Source organism: Halorubrum sp., from assembly GCF_046498025.1.
Lineage (GTDB): Archaea > Halobacteriota > Halobacteria > Halobacteriales > Haloferacaceae > Halorubrum.
This window is the reverse complement of the sequence record NZ_JAWOBM010000013.1, coordinates 47,049-66,765: the sequence shown is the minus strand read 5'-3', so window position 1 is coordinate 66,765 and position 19,717 is coordinate 47,049. Positions and strand designations below refer to the sequence as shown.

17 protein-coding genes and 1 pseudogene are annotated in these 19,717 nt (G+C 67.5%); 9 read left to right on the top strand and 9 right to left on the bottom strand.

The window, feature by feature from the left end:
• Window positions 1-818: 818 nt before the first annotated feature.
• Window positions 819-1,379, top strand: coding sequence for a TATA-box-binding protein (locus tag R6U01_RS02485; RefSeq protein ID WP_015910251.1), 561 nt, complete (start codon window positions 819-821; stop codon window positions 1,377-1,379).
• Window positions 1,380-1,520: 141 nt separating this feature from the next.
• Here the strand turns inward: R6U01_RS02485 and R6U01_RS02480 are convergent, their stop codons facing one another.
• From R6U01_RS02480 to R6U01_RS02470, 3 genes and pseudogenes are all read right to left on the bottom strand, one after another.
• The gene (locus R6U01_RS02480) at window positions 1,521-2,723 is read right to left on the bottom strand and encodes a Cdc6/Cdc18 family protein (protein WP_410284878.1); all 1,203 of its coding nucleotides are present in this window, start codon (window positions 2,721-2,723) and stop codon (window positions 1,521-1,523) included.
• 948 nt (window positions 2,724-3,671) lie between these two features.
• Window positions 3,672-3,981, bottom strand: a pseudogene (locus R6U01_RS02475) (NADP-dependent malic enzyme); the annotation flags it as partial.
• Window positions 3,982-4,046: 65 nt separating this feature from the next.
• The gene (locus R6U01_RS02470) at window positions 4,047-4,928 is read right to left on the bottom strand and encodes a hypothetical protein (protein WP_410284877.1); all 882 of its coding nucleotides are present in this window, start codon (window positions 4,926-4,928) and stop codon (window positions 4,047-4,049) included.
• Between the two features lie 343 nt (window positions 4,929-5,271).
• Between R6U01_RS02470 and R6U01_RS02465 the strand changes: the two genes are divergently transcribed.
• Both R6U01_RS02465 and R6U01_RS02460 read left to right on the top strand, forming a co-directional pair.
• A complete protein-coding gene (locus R6U01_RS02465) occupies window positions 5,272-6,066 on the top strand; it encodes a hypothetical protein (RefSeq protein WP_410284881.1) in 795 nt (264 codons plus the stop codon).
• A gap of 95 nt (window positions 6,067-6,161) precedes the next feature.
• On the top strand, window positions 6,162-6,389 hold the full coding sequence (locus tag R6U01_RS02460; protein WP_410284876.1) for a flagella cluster protein: 228 nt from the start codon (window positions 6,162-6,164) through the stop codon (window positions 6,387-6,389).
• A 19-nt stretch (window positions 6,390-6,408) separates the two neighbouring features.
• On the opposite strand, the gene R6U01_RS02455 is transcribed toward R6U01_RS02460, so the two are convergent.
• Together R6U01_RS02455 and R6U01_RS02450 are read right to left on the bottom strand one after the other, a co-directional pair.
• Window positions 6,409-8,097 carry an MATE family efflux transporter gene (locus R6U01_RS02455; protein ID WP_410284875.1) on the bottom strand — a complete coding sequence of 563 codons (1,689 nt, stop codon included), beginning with the start codon at window positions 8,095-8,097 and terminating at the stop codon, window positions 6,409-6,411.
• A gap of 49 nt (window positions 8,098-8,146) precedes the next feature.
• Complete coding sequence (locus R6U01_RS02450) at window positions 8,147-9,223, bottom strand: mechanosensitive ion channel family protein (protein ID WP_410284874.1); 1,077 nt, start codon at window positions 9,221-9,223, stop codon at window positions 8,147-8,149.
• A gap of 122 nt (window positions 9,224-9,345) precedes the next feature.
• Between R6U01_RS02450 and R6U01_RS02445 the strand changes: the two genes are divergently transcribed.
• From R6U01_RS02445 to R6U01_RS02435, 3 genes are all read left to right on the top strand, one after another.
• Window positions 9,346-10,086, top strand: coding sequence for a proteasome assembly chaperone family protein (locus tag R6U01_RS02445; protein ID WP_410284873.1), 741 nt, complete (start codon window positions 9,346-9,348; stop codon window positions 10,084-10,086).
• 175 nt (window positions 10,087-10,261) lie between these two features.
• Window positions 10,262-11,314 carry an HTH-type sugar sensing transcriptional regulator TrmB gene (gene trmB, locus R6U01_RS02440; protein ID WP_410284872.1) on the top strand — a complete coding sequence of 351 codons (1,053 nt, stop codon included), beginning with the start codon at window positions 10,262-10,264 and terminating at the stop codon, window positions 11,312-11,314.
• Window positions 11,315-11,388: 74 nt separating this feature from the next.
• The gene (locus R6U01_RS02435) at window positions 11,389-12,357 is read left to right on the top strand and encodes an aldo/keto reductase (RefSeq protein ID WP_410284871.1); all 969 of its coding nucleotides are present in this window, start codon (window positions 11,389-11,391) and stop codon (window positions 12,355-12,357) included.
• Between the two features lie 21 nt (window positions 12,358-12,378).
• Here the strand turns inward: R6U01_RS02435 and R6U01_RS02430 are convergent, their stop codons facing one another.
• Window positions 12,379-13,077, bottom strand: coding sequence for a hypothetical protein (locus R6U01_RS02430; RefSeq protein ID WP_410284870.1), 699 nt, complete (start codon window positions 13,075-13,077; stop codon window positions 12,379-12,381).
• A 207-nt stretch (window positions 13,078-13,284) separates the two neighbouring features.
• Here R6U01_RS02430 and R6U01_RS02425 point away from each other — a divergent pair, with 207 nt between their 5' ends.
• Together R6U01_RS02425 and R6U01_RS02420 are read left to right on the top strand one after the other, a co-directional pair.
• Window positions 13,285-14,004, top strand: coding sequence for a hypothetical protein (locus R6U01_RS02425; RefSeq protein ID WP_410284869.1), 720 nt, complete (start codon window positions 13,285-13,287; stop codon window positions 14,002-14,004).
• Between the two features lie 70 nt (window positions 14,005-14,074).
• Window positions 14,075-15,934 carry a DEAD/DEAH box helicase family protein gene (locus R6U01_RS02420; RefSeq protein WP_410284868.1) on the top strand — a complete coding sequence of 620 codons (1,860 nt, stop codon included), beginning with the start codon at window positions 14,075-14,077 and terminating at the stop codon, window positions 15,932-15,934.
• Between the two features lie 103 nt (window positions 15,935-16,037).
• On the opposite strand, the gene R6U01_RS02415 is transcribed toward R6U01_RS02420, so the two are convergent.
• From R6U01_RS02415 to R6U01_RS02405, 3 genes are all read right to left on the bottom strand, one after another.
• Window positions 16,038-16,592: an adenylate kinase gene (locus R6U01_RS02415; protein ID WP_410284867.1), complete on the bottom strand. Its 555-nt coding sequence runs from the start codon at window positions 16,590-16,592 to the stop codon at window positions 16,038-16,040.
• Complete coding sequence (locus R6U01_RS02410) at window positions 16,592-16,882, bottom strand: hypothetical protein (RefSeq protein WP_410284866.1); 291 nt, start codon at window positions 16,880-16,882, stop codon at window positions 16,592-16,594. The genes R6U01_RS02415 and R6U01_RS02410 overlap by 1 nt, the downstream gene beginning before the upstream one ends.
• Before the next feature lie 262 nt (window positions 16,883-17,144).
• Window positions 17,145-17,885, bottom strand: a complete 741-nt coding sequence (locus tag R6U01_RS02405; RefSeq protein ID WP_410284865.1) for a sugar phosphate isomerase/epimerase family protein — start codon at window positions 17,883-17,885, stop codon at window positions 17,145-17,147.
• A 76-nt stretch (window positions 17,886-17,961) separates the two neighbouring features.
• Here R6U01_RS02405 and R6U01_RS02400 point away from each other — a divergent pair, with 76 nt between their 5' ends.
• Window positions 17,962-19,686: a thiamine pyrophosphate-binding protein gene (locus R6U01_RS02400; RefSeq protein WP_410284864.1), complete on the top strand. Its 1,725-nt coding sequence runs from the start codon at window positions 17,962-17,964 to the stop codon at window positions 19,684-19,686.
• Window positions 19,687-19,717 lie beyond the last annotated feature (31 nt).

The following is a 19,717-nucleotide window of genomic DNA, read 5'->3' as shown; positions in this document are numbered from 1 at the left end:
GGAATGTATAACCTCTGAGCCTGGTTCCCGGCTCAGAGGGGGTGTTGGCGGGTTTTGACTCGCGGTGAGTCAAAACACCATTGCATGGTCTATGTGGTGTCCGAGTCAGCCAGCGACCTGGATGACACCGAACGACCACGGCTCACATCAGATTTCCTCTTACGCCGGAGCGCAGGGGGCGAAATCCTCATATCGGTGAGTCGGACGAACCGACTCTGCGAAACCGGACCGAATTGAACGGTCCGAATCCGCGGTGCGTTCTTCGCGTTTCAACCGAACGGGCTTGTACACTTAAGCACGTCGGAACGCTTTGACCGGCCGCGGTGCGGCCGGCCGTCGTCCCCCACGCCGGGGGACCTTCGCATTCAACACGAACCCCGGCTTGTACTTAACCCCGTCGAACTATCGCCGCCCAGTCATGCGGTTTCAATGTGAGCGGTTACCACGACAAATCGCTGATCGACGGCGTTTTGAAGGTCTTGACGAGGAGCGCATCGGTCGTCCTGTCATAGCCGATCTGCAACGAATTATCTGAATTTTGTCAGTAAATCAGCCGGGAGAACTCAACCGCGTCGTCGTTCGCGAATGCCGATTGCCGGTCCGGTCGTGGATGGGTCGGGCGCAACCCGCCGAGTTCGGCAGCGGATCGATCCCTCCTCGCCTCGTGCGCGTGTGTGCGTAATCGACGTAAGGTCAAGACGGGGGCGAGCTGGACCTCGCTGAGGAATAAAAACGACGTGATGGAAACACGCCGCGAGCGAGCGGTCGTTTATACCACGGGCGTTTATAAGGGAGGGGAACACATATAAAGGCGAACGATGACGAACCCTGCTGATTCGATCGAGATCCAGAACGTAGTTGCATCGACCGGGATCGGCCAAGAACTCGATTTAGAAGCACTTGCGGAGGACCTCCCCGGGGCCGATTTTAATCCGGACAACTTCCCTGGCCTCGTCTACCGGACCCAAGAACCGAAGGCGGCCGCACTCATCTTCCGGTCGGGAAAGATCGTCTGTACGGGCGCGAAAAGCATCGACGACGTCCACGAAGCCCTCGGAATTATTTTCGAGAAGCTCCGCGGTCTCCAGATCCCGGTTGAAGAAGACCCGGAGATCACGGTCCAGAACATCGTGTCGAGCGCCGACCTCGGACACAATCTCAACCTCAACGCACTGGCGATCGGGCTCGGCTTGGAAGACGTTGAGTACGAGCCGGAACAGTTCCCCGGGCTCGTCTACCGAATGGACGAGCCGGAAGTCGTCATCCTGTTGTTCGGCAGCGGGAAAATCGTCATCACCGGTGGGAAACGTACCGACGACGCCGAAGAAGCCGTCGAGGAGATCGTCGAGCGGATCGAGGGCCTCGGCCTGCTCGGCTAACCGTTCACTCGATCGGATCGGCTTGTCCAGTCGCGAGGCGTCGAACCAGCAACGTGGTCGGTGGGAAAAGCGTCGATGTGTGACAGACCCTGGACAATGCGCTGACGAAGCGAAGACCGAAAAAGTGGCCGCACCGGCGCGCTACGTGCTACTGTTCTCCGTCAACACGTCCTTAACGACGCTCGGATCCTCCAGCAGCTGGTGTTTCGTATAGCTGCCCTCCGCGCTTCCACCGCTGTGTTTCGACTGCTCGATGATGTCGAGGAAGGCGTGTTCCTTGAGGAGGTCGCGGACGCGCCGGAGTGACAGACTGTCCGATCCTTCCTGCCGACAGATGTTCTCGTATATCTCGTACACGCGGCTGGTTCGGAAGCCGTCTTGACGTCCGCCCGAGAGGGATAACAGCGCGAGCGCCTGAAGGACGTACCGGGAATGCGGGGTCGATCCGCGGATGAGCTCGCGGAACCGATCCGTCTCGGCGCGTTGGCGGGCCTGTGTGACGAACTCCTCGCGGACCGTCGGTTGGTCGTTCCCTTGAGCGATTTCACCGGCGTATCTCAGGATGTCGATCGCCTTCCGAGCGTCCCCGTGTTCCCGTGCCGCGAGCGCCGCGGCGCGCGGAATCGTAGACGGTTCGAGGACGTCGTCGTGGAACGCGTCCGCCCGCGCCTGCATGATCTCTCTGAGTTGGTTCGCGTCGTACGGCGGGAAGACGAACTCGCGCTCACAGAGACTCGATTTGACTCGCTCGTCCATTCGGTCTTTGTACTGAATCTTGTTGCTGATACCGACCACGCCGAGCTTGCAGTCGGTTATCTTGCCGGCCTCGCCTGCTCGGGAGAGCTGCATCAGGATCGCGTCGTCGTCGAGTTTGTCGATTTCGTCGAGAATGATGAGGACGACGTCGTACCGCTGGTCGAGGATGCGCCAGAGCCGTTTGTAGTACGTCGACGTCGAGAGCCCCTTGTCCGGGACGTTGATATCGGTCGCGTCCGGATCGTTCACGCCGTCGGCGATCGTCTGTACGGCCTGTGTCTCGGTAGTGTCCTGCGCACAGTCGACGTAGGTAAACGTAGCATTGACGCCCTCCTCGCCGGCGGTCGAGACGAGTCGTTTCGAGACGTACTTCGCGCAGAGCGACTTTCCGGTCCCCGTCTTTCCATAGATGAGCACGTTGCTCGGACTCTGTCCGAAGATGGCGGGATTGACCGCGTTCGCGAGATCAGCGATCTCGTCGTCACGACCGACGATCCGACCCTCTCCGGGAAGGTGGCTAATCTCGAGGAGCTCCTTGTTCGCGAATATCGGGTCCTCCCGGGTGAAGAGGTCATCCGCTGCGTCCATGGGATCGACACCGGGTTTCCGGTGAAATGCGTTCCGCTTCGACCGTCTGCTACAGAGAGCGATTGAGACACACACCGGGTTTCCGGTGAAATGGGGCAGGTGGGGGTGGTGTGGGAGAGGCCGGAGGGGGGCGAAGAGAGCAGATCCGCTGAGGAGTCTCGATTCACCGGAAACCCGGTGTCTGCCCTACGCGTCAACAACCGACGCGCACGCGCAGGGGGAGCAGAGCGACTGGATTGAAGCGCCGAGATAGTTGACACCCCAGGGGACGCTATGAGAGACTCAACGCGCCACGAACCGCCACGAACACGTCACGATCTATCGCGAGGCCGTTGCGGATCGACTGTAACTCGGGTTCCCAAAACCTGTACACACGACACGGGTCTTCGTGAGAGGGGTCCTACAAATTTGAGTGAACGGATCGTGAGCGAGAGGCCCGTCAGTCGCGACGGACCTGCCTCCGACCTCGTTTCCGATGAAACTCTCTCTACTACGAAGAGCGAAGTCTCTCTACCATCGTAACCAATGGGCTATACTCACAACTAGTTTATAATTCTTTATAGATCTTACCGGCGCAAACACTCGTGTTCCAGACGTCAGACCGAACCCCCTGCAACCACCCCCAACAAGCAACCCCATTTCACCGGAAACACGGTGTGTCACTACCACTCCTTACGGCAGTGCTCCCGCTGTCAAAGGAGCCCGACGTCTTTCCGCCTTGAGGGAGATATCGAACACGGAAGCCAAACGCCGACGTGGGCTATGAGAAGGCGTAGGCTACGAGAAGACGGGAATTACGAGAAGATGCGAGCTACGACGACGTGAGACGAAATAATAAAAAGCCACCGCCGATACGCCTCGAACGAGTCGATCGACTGGCTGCGCTACTCCTGAGCGTCGACGACCGCCATCTCGCGAGATTGACGATGTCTTTCATCGTGAAAGCGGTCTCCGTGCGCCGAGCGAGAGGTAGGACTTCGCAGTCGCGATGGCAGACGCGCCCGCGCCGGAGAATACGATCTCGATCTCGGACAGGTCCTTGCCGAAGGTCTCGACCACGTTCATTATGGCAGCCCCAGAGATGATCGCGGTCCCGCGTCGGTCGTCGTGGAACGGGGACGGCCATTTCCTCACGGGGCCGTTCCTCAATCTCAAAGCACTCGGAGGCCTTGACCTTCTCGGGATTCCATCCGTCGAACGTCGGTTCCATCGCGATAACCGCCTCACAGAACGGGTCGACCTCCTCGATGCCGAGTTCGAACCTCCTCGATGCCGAGTTCGATGTCGAAGACGTGCCCTCCAACAGACCTTGACCGCCTCGTCTCAGCGGCCGGTCGCGTCCGCGGCGGCCGACCGCTCTGACCCGTCCGCTCCGGGACCGATATCGGGATGAAGAAGCGCGAGGCCGGGGTCGATTCCAGCGAGCGTCGAGACCTCGTAGGTGATGCGGTACGAGCGAGTGACGACCAGCACGGGTACCACGAGCGCGAGGAGGCCACCGATCCCCGCGACCGTCACGAACGCGATCGCCCCTGTTCCGGCCGTCGTCCCGACCAGCGCCCCGAGTCCACCCAAGAGGGCCGCCACGAGGAGGAGCACGAGCCCGCCGACGGTGGCGACAAACGCGAGGCCGAGGACGGTCGACGCTCCCACGACGACCGACAGGCCGATCGAGACGACGAGGTGAACGAGGAGATAGATCAGGAACTCCCTCCACTCGGCGCGCAGGGCGGGGAGGAACCGCCGCCACCCCCCGATCACCCCGACCTCTTCGACGATCATCGTCGGGACGACGAACTCGTAGGTAAATCGGAGGACGAGGGCAGCCACCGCGACGACCCCCGTCCCGACGAGTCCGAGAGCCACGATCGGTCCGGTCGACAACGAGGCGAGCGCGCCGGCGATCAAGTCAATCATCGCCCACCCGGTCGGTGCGTCCGCGACGACCGCGACGGCGACTGCGAGCGCGAGGGGTGTCGCCGCGGTAACGCTCACCGCCGCGGTAAAGCCGAACAGCCCGAGCGCCTGACGGAGCCGCGAGAGGAAGGGCCCCACTACCCGGACCTCGTTGGTCTGAAGCGCGTCGTAGAACGCGAGTCGAAGCGACAGCGAGACGACCGAGACGGCGACGATCAAAAGAACAATACCGATGACGCCGAGCGCTATCAGCTCCGAATCGAGCGCTTCCGGTACCTGACCGGACACGCCGGAGCCCGAACCGAGCCCACCAGAGCCGGTCTCTCCGGGACCTGATTCACCCGGTGACGGGGGCGTGACGCTCGAATCGGAGACGGCGGGGACGGACGCGTTCGTGCTCACGCCGCCGCTGCCCATAAACAGGACGAGGAGGGCGAGCTTCGTCCAGCGAACGAGGCTGAACGGGAACAGAAACCGTCGCGTGGCACCGACGGCGTCGTCCAGAGCGTCGACCGCATGCCAACTCATGCGGGGCGATTCTCACGGGTCACATATATACCATGTTGCACCGACGGTCGGGCGGACCGCCCCGACCGCAGCCCTTTACGCCGAACGAGACGAGAGACAACTCATGAAGGTCCGCGGCGAACGGGAATGCCGGGAGTGCGGAAGGCGGTGGTCGTACTACGAGACGGGAAGCGTCGAGTGCCCGGACTGCGAGAGCCCCCGAAGCGTCGGCGTGGACGATCGCACGGCTCACACTGACGCCCCCGTCTCGCTGGATCTCAGCGACCATCGGGCTCGGTTCGGCGACGCCGATGTGACGCTGCCCCCGGAGGGCGTCGACGAACTGAAAGCGGATCTCCGCGAGTACGTCCGCAAGCGCGGGTTCATCCGCGGCGGGGAGCTGCTCCCGCTTGACGCGACCTACCTCGCAGCCAGGGAGCTACTGGAGGCGGTCGACTGTTACGACCGCCTCCGGGACCCCAGCGACGCGGACCGCGAGTATCTCCTCGACCTGCTCGCCGGCGCCGACGACGGTGTCCGACCCGCTCCCGAGCGCGTTCCCGAGCGCCTTCGCGAAGGGCGCGGCATGGCGGCGGCGCGTGCGGTAGGCGAGTACCGGAGCGATCTCCTCGCGTTTCTCGACGAACTCACCGACGAGGTCGGAGGCAACTCCGGGTTCGAGTCGCCCGCGGTTTCCGTCTCCGGCGGCGATGCCGGGTCGCGGGTCGAGCCCGCGAGAGCGGTCCTCGACCGGCTTCGCGACCGGGTGAAACGGGTCGAGGCGCTCAACGGCGACGTCCCCGTCCACGACGCCGACGCGCTCGTCGACGCGGTGGACGCCGTCGGCGAGTACGTTCGGACCGGCGAAGACGCGGCGATCGACCGAGCCCGTGCGCGCCTGTCGACCCGGGACGCCTGACGCCCGTCGGTCCGGCCGGCCCGCCGGTCCGACCGAAATCAGCCGTGATACTCGCAGGGGTAGCTTCAACTCGCCCTCCCGCGGACAAGTCACGCATGTCGCGGTTCGACGTCCACGATCACCGCCACGCGTTAAAACAGCTCAGGCACACCGGCTCGACGAAACTCTGGGAGAATCGGTGGGGCGTCCGGTGTCCGGTCTGTGAGGCCCCGTTCGACCGGCTGTTCACCACGCGCGAGCCGGGAACAACGTTTCCGGCGAATGACGGCTCTCGCTTCTGTCTCCTCCGGGACGACGACGCCCTCCACCTCTTCCGCCACTGAATCGTCGAAGCGACAGGGCTCAGTCGGTTGCGACCGGATCGACTTCGGCGTCGGGTTCGTCGATGTATCGTTCGGTCCACGTTCCCCGGGCGAACCACGCGACGCCGACCACCGCGCCGAGGACGTTGCCGAGCGCCATGCCGACCCAGACCCCCGTCGCTCCCCACCCGGCGATGAAGACCAAGTACCCTACGCTGGCAACGCGGCCGACCCAGAGTGTGAGAATCGAAATCACCATCGCCGTCTTCGTGTTGCCGGCGCCCCGGAACGCGCCCAGGATCACCTGCGAGACGCCGATGAAGGCGAACTCGACCGAGCGGATCCGGACGTACTCGACCGCGTACGAGACGGTGGCCGGCGCGTCCGGCACGTCGCCGAGGAACGCGCCGACGATCGGCTCGGTGAACGTCACCGCGACGACGGCGACGAGGAACATCACGCCCGCTCCGGTACCGGCGGCGAGCTTGACCGACCGCGCGGCGCGGTCCGCCCGGTCAGCGCCGAGGTTCTGCCCGACCATCGTGTCGATCGCACGCCCGAGCCCCATCGCGGGGAGGAAGACGAGCGAAATGAGCCGGTTCCCGAGCCCGTAGGCCGCCACCACCGGCGGCGAGAACGTGACGATCATCGCCGTGAGCGTGATCATCGCGAGCGCGCTCGTCGTCTGCTCGACGCTGGAGGGGAGCCCCAGCTGGAAGATGTCACGGATGAAGCCCAGATCCGGCGCGAGGTGACTCACCGCGACGGCCGGTCCGAGCCCGGTGGCGAACAGCAGCCAGAACCCGATGGCAGTGGCGACCCCTCGCGAGAAGATCGTCGCGATCGCGGCGCCCTCGATGCCGTACCCGGTGAATCCGGTGAGCGCGAACAGCGACGCCTCCAGCGCCACCGGGTCCAGCGCGCCGGCGACCGGCACGCCCGCGAGCCACTCGAACAGCGGGTTGTCGGCGAACCCGAAGATGAGAAACGGGTCGAGGAGGACGTTCAGGACCACGGAGAGGAGCATCACCGCCATCGGCGTCCGGGTGTCGCCGTACCCGCGCATCAACGCGGAGAAGACGAAGAAGCCGAACATCAGCGGGATGCCGACGAAGATGACCTCCATGTAGTCGGCCGCGAGGGGGATCACCGTCGCCGCCGTGTCCTGATCGCTCGGGAGGAGTTCCAAGGCCGGGCGCGTGTAAAAGTATCCGGCGATGCCGATGAACACCGACAACACGGAGACCGTGAAGATGGTCTGTCCCGCGACGAGCCCCGCCGACCGGTCGCCCTCGGCCCCGGTGTACTGCGCCACGAGGATGGCGCCCGCGGTGGTGAACCCACCGGCCACGGCGATGAGCAGGAAGATGAGCGGGAACGCGAGGCTGATCGCCCCGACCGCCTCGGCCGACAGCCGGCCCAGGTAGAGCGTGTCGACGACGTTGTAGGTTACCTGCAACAGCTGGATGACCACAATGGGCCACGCCAAGTGGAACAGCGGCCGCACCAGGCTTCCCTCGGTTATCGACGCCGCCGAAACGCGCTCGCCGCCCCCGGAGTCGGAACCGTCGTCGCCACCGTCGTCGCCATCGCTCACGTCGCCACCACCGTCGCCATCGCTCACGTCGCCACCGCTCACGTCGCCACCGCCGTCGGCGTCACCGTTCGAACCGCCGTTGCCGTCCGTTGGAGGGGCGTTTTCTCTGTCGTCGGAGGACTCGTCGCTCACTAGTTTATAAGCGAGCCGCTCGGTCAATCAGACTTCCGGTTCCGGCGGCCTACGCGCCCGAATCGTCTCCGTTTTCCGCGTCGGGAGCGCCGTTATCGGCGTCGTCATCGTGGGCGACGTCGTCTCGGGGCCCCTCACCGCGGGACCTCCCGCCCGCCGCCTCGCCCGCCGCGGACTCGCTGGCCGGGCCGCCGACGCGGGCGACGCCGGAGGTGTCGTCGAAGACGAGGTGGCGGTGCGGGTACGCCAGCTCGACGTCGGCGTCGGCGAATCGCTCGCGTATCACCGTGTTCACGTCCGACTGGACCTTCGAGAGTTTGTACGGCTTCTTCACCCAGTACCGGAGGCGAAGCAGGATGCCGTCGTCGCCGAACTCGTGAAGCCGGCAGTCCGGGCTGGCGACGTACCGCGCGACGCCGACGCGGATGTCGGGGCCGCCGTCGACGACGGCGTCGCAGTCGCGTGCCGAACGCTCGATGAGCCGCCGGGCCTGTGGAATGTCGCTCTCGTAGGTGACGAGGACGTCGATCGTCCGCCGCGTCCGCTCGTCTTCCGCCGAGAAGTTGGTCACGTCCCGTTCCCGCATCGACCCGTTCGGAACGACGAGAAAGGTGTTGTCGAGCGTGAATATCTTCGTGTACCGGATCGTGATGTCCTCGACGAAGCCGGTGGTTCCGTTCTCGAGTTGGATCATGTCGCCGATTTCGAACGGCTGGTCCGCGAGGATGAACACGCCGTTGATGAAGTTCCCGACGATCGGAGCGAGAATAATACCGATCACGGCCGAGAACACCGCTGTCCCCACGAGCAGGTCGGTGAACTGGAACCCGGCCGCCGAGACCCCGAACAGCAGCGCAATCACGATCGTTCCCACTCGGACCCCGCGGACGATCGTCTGCGCGACGCTCTGTCTCGACACCCGTCGCGCCACGGGGCGACCGATGAGCCGCACCAGGAATTTCGAAACGACCACGCCGAGGGCCACCGAGACGACGACCACCATCACTTCCGATCCGGGAAGCGCCCCCAGCCGCGAGGCGGCGTTCGTCACCGGGTCGAGGAGTTGCCCCGGCAGCGGATCGGGGAGCCCTCCTGAGGCCGGCGCCGCACCCGCGGACTGTGCCATAGCGAATCCGCCGTCGGCCACCCGAAAAAGCGTTTCTCCCCGCGGCCGAGTCCGAAGGGCCCCGACTCCCTCCGGAACGAGACTGGGTAACCACTAACTCCCCACCGGGAGAACTCGGAGTCATGTCCAAAACCCCACCAATGCAGCCGTCGTTCGACGTCACCCACGACGCCGCGCCGAGCGAAGTACTCGTCATCGGCTTCTCCTCGTTCGGTCTCGCCGGATTGACCGCCGTGGATTACCTCGTCGACGAGCTCGACCTCGAGGAGACCGGTCACGTCGGGACCGAGGGACTGCCGTCGATCACCCCCTTCGCGAAGGGTCGGCCGCGTCATCCGATCCGCCTCTACTCCGCGGACGGCGTCGACGTCACCGTTCTCGTCGTCGAGCAGTTCGTCCCGCCGGTGTTCGGGGAACCGCTTTCGGCGTCGATCCTCGACTGGACGGAGCGCGCCGAGGTCTCCGAGATCGCGGTGCTGTCCGGCGTCCCGATTCCGCACGGTCCGGACGCGCACCGGACGTTCTACGTCGCGACGGACGACTACCGCGAGGCGCGGCTGGCCGACGAGTCGATCCCGCCCATGGAGGCGGGCTTCTTGGACGGGACGAACGCCTCGCTGCTCGAGCGGGGAATGGACTCGCCGCTCGGCGTCGGCGTCCTCATCACGCCGGTTCACGCACAGGCCCCCGACGTGGAGGCCGCGGTGCGGCTGGTGGACACGGTAAACGACGTGTACGACCTCGGCGTCGACTCCGAGCCGCTGGCGTCGTTCGCGGCCGAGATCCGGAAGCACTACGAGGGCCTCGCCGAGCGGATCGAGGAGCGCGAGCCGGACGGGGCCTACGACCGCATGTACATGTGACGGGTCGGCGACTCCCGATCGACACCCCGAGTCAGAACCCGGCGAACGCGAACGACGGCGAACGCGAACGCCGGCGACCGCGACCGACGGATAGCGCCCGAGGATCCGGCTCTGAAAACGGGTGCAACTCGACTCATAGTAAAAACCTATATCCGAGCGGTGTGTCTCCCTCGATATGACCGACGATCTCCGCGACACGCTCGATCACGTCGGGGACCGATTCAATCTCGGCGAGTACGAGATCGACGCGTACCTCGCGGTGTTGGAACACGGCGAACTGACGGCGAGCGACATCGCCGACCGGACGGACATTCCGCAGCCGCGCGTGTACGACACGGTCCGTAGCCTCTCGGACCGCGGGCTCGTGGAACTACGCGAGTCGCGTCCGATGAAGATCGTCGCCGTCGACCCCGACGACGCGTTCGGCGACCTCAAGTCGTCGTTCGCCGAGATGGTCGACGAACTGGAGGCGCGGTACACGGCGCCGACCCGGGAGACCGAGGCCGTGTCGCTGGTGAAATCGCGCTCGACGATCCTCCGCTATCTGGAGGAGATCATCGCCGGCGCGGAGTACGAGCTCGCGGTCTCGCTGACGCCCGGCCTCCTCCGTCGCTTTCGGAACGAACTCGCGGCGAAGGTGGCCAACGGCGTCAGCGTCGAACTGCTCGTGACGCCGGCGTCGAAGGCGCCCGACCCGGACGAGTTCGACTACATGGAGGTCGCGACCATCGCCCGCGCGCGGCGGGGGATCACCACGCCCATCCTCGCGGTCGCCGACGGCGAGTACTCCGTGTACGCCACGCAGGACGCGCTCCGCGACGACCGCGAGCGCTACGGCGTCATCTTCAACCGCTCCGCGCTCGGCTTCCTCGTCTCCGGCTTCTTCGGCACCGTGCTGTGGACGACGGCCGAGACGCTGGCCACCGACGGAGCGGAGCGCCCGTTCCCGCGACGCTACGCGTCGATCCGGCGAGCGGTCAAGGACGTCAGGGAGTTCGGAGACCAGGAGTTCTACGCCACCGTCGAGGGGCGCGACATCGAGACGGGTGAGGCGGTCACCGTGCGCGGCCGCGTCGTCGGCCTCGCGTTCGAAGACACCGAGGAGGTCGCGTCGCTGGTGGTCGAGACCGCGTCCGGGCGCGTCGAGATCGGCGGGCGCGTCGCGGCCTTGGAGGACGTCGAGGGACAGGAGATCGTCATCGGGCGCGACGAGCCCCCGGCGCTGTAGGTCGGGCCGACCCCTTTATAAACCCAACCCGCGCAGTCGCCCCGATTTATTACTCGCGGCGCCGCTCGGTCCGTATGGAGTACACGACGCTCGGCGACACGGGCGCGACCGTCAGCGAGCTCGCGCTCGGCTGTATGAGCTTCGGGAGCGAACACGAGTGGATGCTCGACGAGGACGAGGGACGGGAGCTGGTCGAGCGCGCGATCGAGCTCGGTATCACCTTCTTCGACACCGCGAACGTCTACTCGAACGGCGAGAGCGAGGAGATCCTCGGCGACGTGCTCGGCGAGTACGACCGCGATCGGTTCGTCGTCGCGACGAAGGGCTACGGCGAGATGGACGAGTCGAACCCGAACTCGGGCGGGCTCTCGCGGAAGGCGATCGAACAGGAGCTCGCGAACAGCCTCGACCGCTTGGGGATGGACACGATAGACCTGTATCAGATCCACCGATGGGATTACGACACGCCGATCGAGGAGACGCTCGCGGCGCTCGACGACGCCGTCCGCCGCGGCGACGTGCGGTACGTCGGCGCCTCCTCGATGTGGGCCTACCAGTTCGCCGAGGCGCTGCACACGAGTGACCGCGAGGGGTACGAGCGGTTCGTCACCATGCAGAACCTCTACAACCTCGCGTACCGCGAGGAGGAGCGCGAGATGGTCCCGCTGTGCGAGACGGAGGGGATCGGCATGATCCCGTGGAGCCCGGTCGGCGCCGGCTACCTCGCGCGTCCCTACGAGCGCGACGACGCCACGCTCCGCGGCGAACACGAGACCGAGATCGGGCGCCCGTACCGCGAGGGCGGCGGCGAGGAGATCAACCGCCGCGTCCAGGAGCTGGCCGAGGAGAAGGGCGTGAAGATGGCGCAGATCGCGCTCCGGTGGGTGGCCGGCAAAGACGTCGTGGACGCTCCCATCGTCGGGACGTCGAGCGTCGAACACTTGGAGGACGCGGTCGAAGCGCTCGATATCGACCTCTCGACGTCGGACGTGGAGTGGCTCGAAGAGCCGTACGAGCCGGTCCGGATCTCCGGTCACGAGTAGTCCCCGTCGAACCGGGCCGGTTCAGTCCCCGTCGAACCGGGCCGCGACCTCGCGTTTCGACTGCTCGATGACCCGTCGCTCCGCCCGACGCATGGCCCGTTTCGCCTCGTCGGTGTAGTCGATAGACGCGGCCGGGAGCGCGCCCGCGAACGGGCCGCCGAGCACGGACCCCGGGTCGATCCGGACCGCGAAGGCGAACGCCTCCGGGAACTCCCGGAGCACCCCCGTGAACGGGAACGCGTTCTCGACGAGGTCGACCGCCTCGTCCCGATCGAACGCCGCGGTCGCCGCCGGCCAGAACGCGTCTTCCGGCCGCTCGACGATCGGCGTAACGGCGTCTCCCAGCCGCCGACCGCGCGCGACGATGGCGTCTTCGACCGCCGCGGCCGTCCGGTCGGGCACTCCGTCGGCGAGCGCGTCGCGGAATCCGTCGTGCGCGACGAGATCGTCCGCGTACGCCGCGATCGGCTCGTCGCCGGCCGCGTAGTCGAGCACGGCGTCGAACTGTCGAAGCGCGTCCTCCCGGTACGCGGCGAGTTCGGGTTCGACGACTCGTCGCTCGAGCGCGTCGGCGTTACTCCGGAGCCGGTCGACGACCGCGCCCCCGGGCCCGAGCCCCGTCCCGCGGAGGGCTCGTTCGACGCTGAACTCCTCGCGGGTCGCCGCCACGGCGTCGCCGAGGAACGTCTCGAACCCCGACCTCGCGGCCTCACGCGTCATGTGCCACCGGACGGGTCGGTCGGCGAAATCGCTTTCGACGCCCAACACGTCGCTTTCGACGCCCCGACACATTGCTTTCGACGCCCAACACGTCGCTTCTCGCGGACCGCAGGGCCACAGTCGCGGCTCGCTGAGCACACCGCGGCTTCCGACCGCACCCCTGTGTTGGCGTAACACACTTAAGAGACCGCTCTGTATCAGGAGTCAGTGGCATCCCGACAGGGCGGGCCGGGAGACACCGAGTCATCCCGTCCCGGATCGACGGAACGTCGGACCGCGTCCACGACCAGGCCGGCGGGGGCCGAACGGCGCGCAACGCGCTCGACCCCTTTTCCCTCCACGTCGGAGACGACCGACCCGCGGAGCGGTGGGTCCGTCCCCGATCGCCGGTCAGCGGTCGCGCGAACCGCCGAGGACCCGCCGATTCGCGACCCCGGGCGCTACGCGCTCACCGATCACTTCCGAGAGCGCCTCGAACAGCCGGGTCGCTACGTGTCGACGCGCACCGTGAGCGACGCGATCCGGCTCGGACAGCTCCGCTGGAACCGGACCGACGGCTGGCGGTTCGCCCTCGTCGAGGGCGGGATCCGGTTCGTCGTCGTCGTCGGCGACACGGAGACCAACTCCCCCGTCGTCGTCACCGGCTGGACCGAGGTGGCCGACCGCGAGGCGGCGCTCGACGCCCGGCGGTGGGACCCGGTCGACGTCGACACCATCACCGTGCGGGCGGCGCTCAGCGAGTCGTCCTCGACGCCGATCCCGGACCGGATTCGCCCGCGTACCGTGACTCGGCCGTTCGTCGTCGGCGACCACCGCCTGAAGACCGAGCCGGGCGATCCGTACGTCCGGTGTGCCGACTGCGGCTGCCGGTTCCGCTCGAAGGACGCGATCACCTCCCGCGGCTGTCACGGGCGGTCCGGTCGCTGACACCCGGGGCACACCCGGTCTCCCGTCCGCGGACGCTACCCCTTTCAGCGTCGCGCTCGAATCCGCCTCAATGACTGACGACGCCGGCGCCGAGACGGGCGACGACATCTCGCTCGACCGCTTTCACGAGGCGCTCGAGGCCGAGGAGCGGCCGGTCGCGACCGCCAGCGAGGTCGCTCGACGGCTCGGGACGACCCAGGCGGCCGCCCGCGACGCCCTGTCCGCGCTCGTCGACCGCGGCGACGTCGACCGGCTCGACGTCGAGAGCGACCCGATCGTCTTCTACCCGACCGACTGGGGACGACTGGCGACCCGCGAGCGCGTCGTCGCGTTCCCGAACCGCCGCGAGATCGTCGTCGACCGCCCGACGCAGTACACCCGCGCGCGGCTCTCGCAGTTCGCGTACCTCGTCGACACCACCGGGACTGAGCCCGGCACTCGCGGGTACCTCTACCGGATCCGCCAGGAGGACGTGTGGGCCGCCCCGTTCGACGAGGCCGACGCGCTGATCGCCAGCCTCCGGTCGGTGCTCCCGCGGCGGTACGAGCACCTCGAAGAGTGGGTCCGAGACCAGTGGCGCCGCGCGCACCGGTTTCGCCTCTACACTCACGACGACGACTACGTCGTCTTGGCGGCCGCCTCCGAGAGCCTGATGGGCAACGTCGCCGACCAACACCTCGACGACGACCACCTCCGGGCGCCCATCTCGGAGACGGAGGCGTGGGTGAACGAGGGCGCCGTCGCCGAGATCAAACGCGCGCTCTACGACGCGGGGTACCCGGTCGAGGACGACCGCGACCTCGACGTGGGCGACCCGGTCGACATCGACCTGACGACCGACCTCCGCCCGTACCAGGAGACGTGGGTCGAGACGTTCCTCGAACGCCGCTCCGGGGTGTACGTCGGTCCGCCTGGGTCCGGTAAGACCGTCGCCGCCATCGCGACCATCGCGGCCGTCGGCGGCGAGACGCTCATTCTCGTCCCCTCCCGCGAGCTCGCCGGCCAGTGGCGCGAGGAGCTGCTCGCGCACTCCACCGTCGACCCGGCCGACATCGGACTGTACCACGGCGGGCAGAAGGAGATCCGCCCGGTCACGATCGCGACCTACCAGATCGCCGGCATGGACCGCCACCGGAGCCTGTTCGACTCGCGGAAGTGGGGGCTGATCTGTTTCGACGAGTGTCACCACGTTACCGCCCCGGTCTACTCCCGGACCGCCGAGCTCCAGAGCAAACACCGGCTCGGCCTCTCCGCCACCCCGGTTCGCGAGACCGGCAGCGAGGAGGAGATATACACCCTGATCGGCCAGCCGATCGGCGCCGACTGGGACGAGCTGTTCGAGGCCGGGTTCGTCCAGGAGCCGGAGGTCGAGATCCGCTACGTCCCGTGGCGCGACGAGCTGGCGCAGAACGAGTACGCCAGCGCCGACGGCCGCGAGCGACGGCGACTCGCCGCCGAGAACCCCGCGAAGATCGAGGAGATCCGGTACCTGCTGGCCGCCCACCGCGACAAGAAGGCGCTCGTCTTCATCGAGTTCCTCGATCAGGGCGAGGCGATCGCGGACGCCCTCGGCGTCCCGTTTATCAGCGGCGAGACGCCGCATCACGAGCGCGCGGAGCTGTTCCGGCGGTTCCGCGAGGAGCGGGGAACCGGCTCGGACGACGACGGACTCGAGACCCTCGTCGTCTCCCGCGTCGGCGACGAGGGGATCGACCTCCCGAACGCCGAGGTCGCGATCGTCGCCAGCGGCCTCGGCGGCTCCCGTCGCCAGGGGTCCCAGCGCGCGGGGCGGACGATGCGACCCGCCGGCTCCGCGCTCGTCTACGTGCTCGCGACCCGCGGCTCCAGCGAGGAGGAGTTCGCGCAGCGCCAGATGCGACACCTCGCGCGCAAGGGCGTGCGGGTGCGGGAGACGAACGTCGCAGAGTAGTGGTCCGCGAACGGCGCGGATCGATCGGTGACGCGAACGGCGCGGATCGATCGGTGACGCGACTCGTCCGATCCCGTGAGGGGGACCGAACGAGATCACCCGATTACAGGGTGTCGGCCATGCGCTCTGCCGCCTCTTCGATACCTCCCTCGTTTTCGATGAATCGAACGGGGGCGTTCCGGTCGCGCGCGTACTGGAGCGCGGCGGACCGGTTGAGATCCTGTTCGAAGGAGATCTTGCGCTCGGTGGCCTCCCGCGTCTCGCGGTCGCTCCCCCGTCGGCGTTCCAGAATCGTCTCCGGGTCCGCCTCCACGAGGACGAACGCGGTCGGCGACACGTCGTGGAGCACTTCCACGGGGAGCCCCTGGATGTACCCGGCCGACGTCTCGACCGCCAGGTGGGTCGAGAGGAGGATATCCGCGCTCTGCGCCTCCTCGGCGACGAACTCTCCCGCACGACGCTGGAGGCGGCGCGTCTGCGTTTGCGAAAGCTCACTGAGGTCCTTCCGTTCGGTCGTGATACCGCTCGTCGCGGCCTGTTCGAGCATCACGTCTCCGAAGTTGATCAGCTTGTACTCCTCGCCGAGCCCGCGGCGAACCGCCTGACAGACGCTGGAGAGTCCGACACCGGTGACTCCCGACACCAGCGTGACCGCCATCAGAAGCTCACCTCGCTGTCGTCGTCGGCCTGCTGTGGCATCCCGCCGCGGTCGTCGTAGTACCTCCGCCCGATGAACTGTGCCCCGACGAGCGTCATCAGCGTGTCGTAGAGGTCGTCGGCCGAATCGAACTCCTCCACGTCGGACCGCTCGATGACCGTTCGGATCGTCGTGATCTCTCCGTCCGGGGGTGACAGCTCCGTGCTCCCCACCGTCTCTAACACCGTGTTCCGCGACGCCGGAAACTGGAGCGTCCGTGCGAACAGATCGCGGGTCTCTGGTAAGCGCATACGTACCATATGATACTGTGTAGTAAAGTAGCTACGTGTGTGTTCCCACCGGCGGGATCGCCGCTTCGGTCCGTTTCTCCCAATTCTCACGCGTCAGCGGGTTCGGCCTCACCGATATCACGCTTTCGGGCCCGAGGGTCGACGGAGGGCGGTCCGACTCTGTCTGGACGCGGTCTCCGACCGCAACGATCGAAGGCGGCTGCTGTCTTGAGGGATCTCTCGGCCCGTCGCGGCCACCGGAGCGGCTCTCGAACCATTGCGCTCATCGAAGCGCTTCACGGAGCGCGGCTTCCCCGCGTTCGATCGACGCGATCGGGTCGGCGGGCTCGTCGTGTTCGTAGACGAGCCACTCGACGTCCGCGCTCCGCGCGCTCGCGACGGTCGCGTCGAGGGCCACGTCGCCGTCGCCGAGGGCGACCGACTCACCGCGCTCGACGTCGACGTCGGCGGCGTGGACGTGCGTGACCCGGTCGGCGTACTCGTCGATCAGGGCGGCGGGGTCCGCGCCGCCGGCCAGCGCCCAGCCGACGTCGACCTCGAAGCCGAGCCGGTCGCTCGTCTGCGCGAGCAGCCGGTCGATCGCCGGCGCTCCGTCGACGGACGCGAACTCCTGGTCGTGATTGTGGTACGCGAGCCGGAACCCCGCGTCGCGCGCGTCGACGGCGAGGGCCTCGAGTCGGTCCGCGGCCGCGTCGACCGCGGCCTCGTCCGCGAAGTGCTCCGGGTCGAGCCACGGGACCACGAGGGTGTCGGCGCCGAGCCGGTCGTACAGCGCGACGGTCTCGTCGAACTCGGTTTCCAGCGCCTCGATGGGGACGTGCGCGGACGCGACGTCCAGATCGGTTCGATCGAGCGCGGCGAGCACGCGGTCGACCGGCTCCTCGCCGACCCGATAGGCGAACTCGATCCCGTCGAACCCGCTCGCGCCGACCCGGTCGAGGATCTCCGAGAGCGGCGCGTCGAGCGAGCGCAGCGTGTAGAGCTGGACCGCGATATCGACCATGCCCGCTCTTTCCGCGCCGTCGACCTAGCCGTTCCGACGCCGAAGCTTTCAACATCCGCTCCGTCGACTGCGCGGTATGGACACCGACGAGTCGCGGCGCGAATCGGGCGACGACCCCGGGACCCCGACGGTCGCGGAGGCGGTCGTCGACCACATGCTCGCGCGCGGGATCGACGTCGTCTTCGGGATCCCCGGGAAGCAGACGCTCCCGCTCAACCGGGCGCTCGCCGACCGCGACGCGCGGTTCGTGGTCGCGCGCCACGAGACGGCGGTCACCCACGAGGCGTGGGGGTACGCCGAGACGAGCGAGCCGGGGGCGATGGCGGCGAGCGTCGTCGTTCCGGGTCCCGGGGACATGAACGCGATGAACGGGCTGAAGAACGCCCTGAACGACTGCGTCCCGCTCCTCCACCTCGCCGTCGAGACGGAGCGGGAGGTCCGCGGCGGCGACGGCATCCACGAGACGCCGCCGGAGACGTACGACACGGTCGTCAAGGAGAACGTCCTCGTCGACTCCCCGGCGGGCGCGGTCCCGGCCGTCGCCGACGCGATCCGCGTCGCCCGCGAGCACCCGCAGGGCCCGGTCCGCGTCGGGATTCCGAAGGACGTCCTCGCGAGCCGGACGCCCCAGCCCGCGGTCGGCGAGCGCTCGCCGAGCGCGCCGCCCGCCCCGCCGTCCGAGGCCGTCGACCGCGCCGCGGACCTGCTCGCGGGGAGCGGCGCGCCGGTGATCCTCGCGGGCGGCGGCGTGCGGCGTTCCGGCGCGAGCGACGCGCTCCGGACGGCCGCGGAGGCGCTCGACGCGCCGGTCGTGACGACGTATAAGGGGAAGGGAACGCTGCCGGAGGCCCACCCGCTCTCCGCCGGCGTGCTCTGCGGCGGGTCGAGCACCGCGCTCCGCAATCTGCTCGCCGCGGCCGACGTCGGACTCGTCGTCGGCTCCGACCTCGACGCGGTCGCCACGGCTTCGTGGTCGGTCTCGATGCCGGACCGACTCGTCCACGTCACCCTCGACGGCGACGACGTCGGGTTCGGCTACGAGACCGAGCTCGGGATCGTCGCCGACGCCGACCGCTTCCTCCGGGCGGTCGCGGAGCGGCTCGGGGCGTCCGACGAGCCGAACGCCGAGGGGGCGAGGGGGCGGTCCGGCGCCGAGCGAGCCGGAGCGGTCAGAGCGTTCGACGAGGAGCGGTTCTCGGCGCTCGCGGACGACCGCGACGCCGACGACCCACTCCGCTCGGTCGAAGTCCTTCGCGAGGTCCGCGACGCGCTCCCCGAGGAAACCGTCGTGACGGCAGACGCCGGCGGCTTCCGGCTCTGGACGCTCGTCTCCGTCCCGGCGGCGGGCCCTCAATCGTACGTCAACCCCGGCTCGTGGGCGACCATGGGGACCGGCCTGCCGTCGGCGATCGGCGCGAAGCTCGCGAACCCCGACCGCGACGTGGTCGCGCTCACCGGGGACGGTGGCCTCATGATGTGTGTTCACGAGCTGCACACACTCGCCGCGGAGGGGATCGACGTGACCGTCGTCGCGCTCAACAACGACGATTACGCGATCATCAGCGAGGAGGCGTCGCGCTCGTACGGGTTCCCCGAGAGCGCCTACGGCTGGGCGGACGCGGGGTTGGACCTCGTCGCTGTCGCGTCCGGAATGGGCGTCTCGGCGGAGCGCGTGACCGACCGAGACGCGATCGGCGACGCGGTCGACGCGGCCCGGCGGCTCGAGGGCCCGGCGCTCGTCGAGGTCGTCACGGACCCGACGGAGCCACAGGCGAGCGAATGGATGACGCGAGATCGGTGACGAGACGGCCTCTCGCACCGATATCACTGTC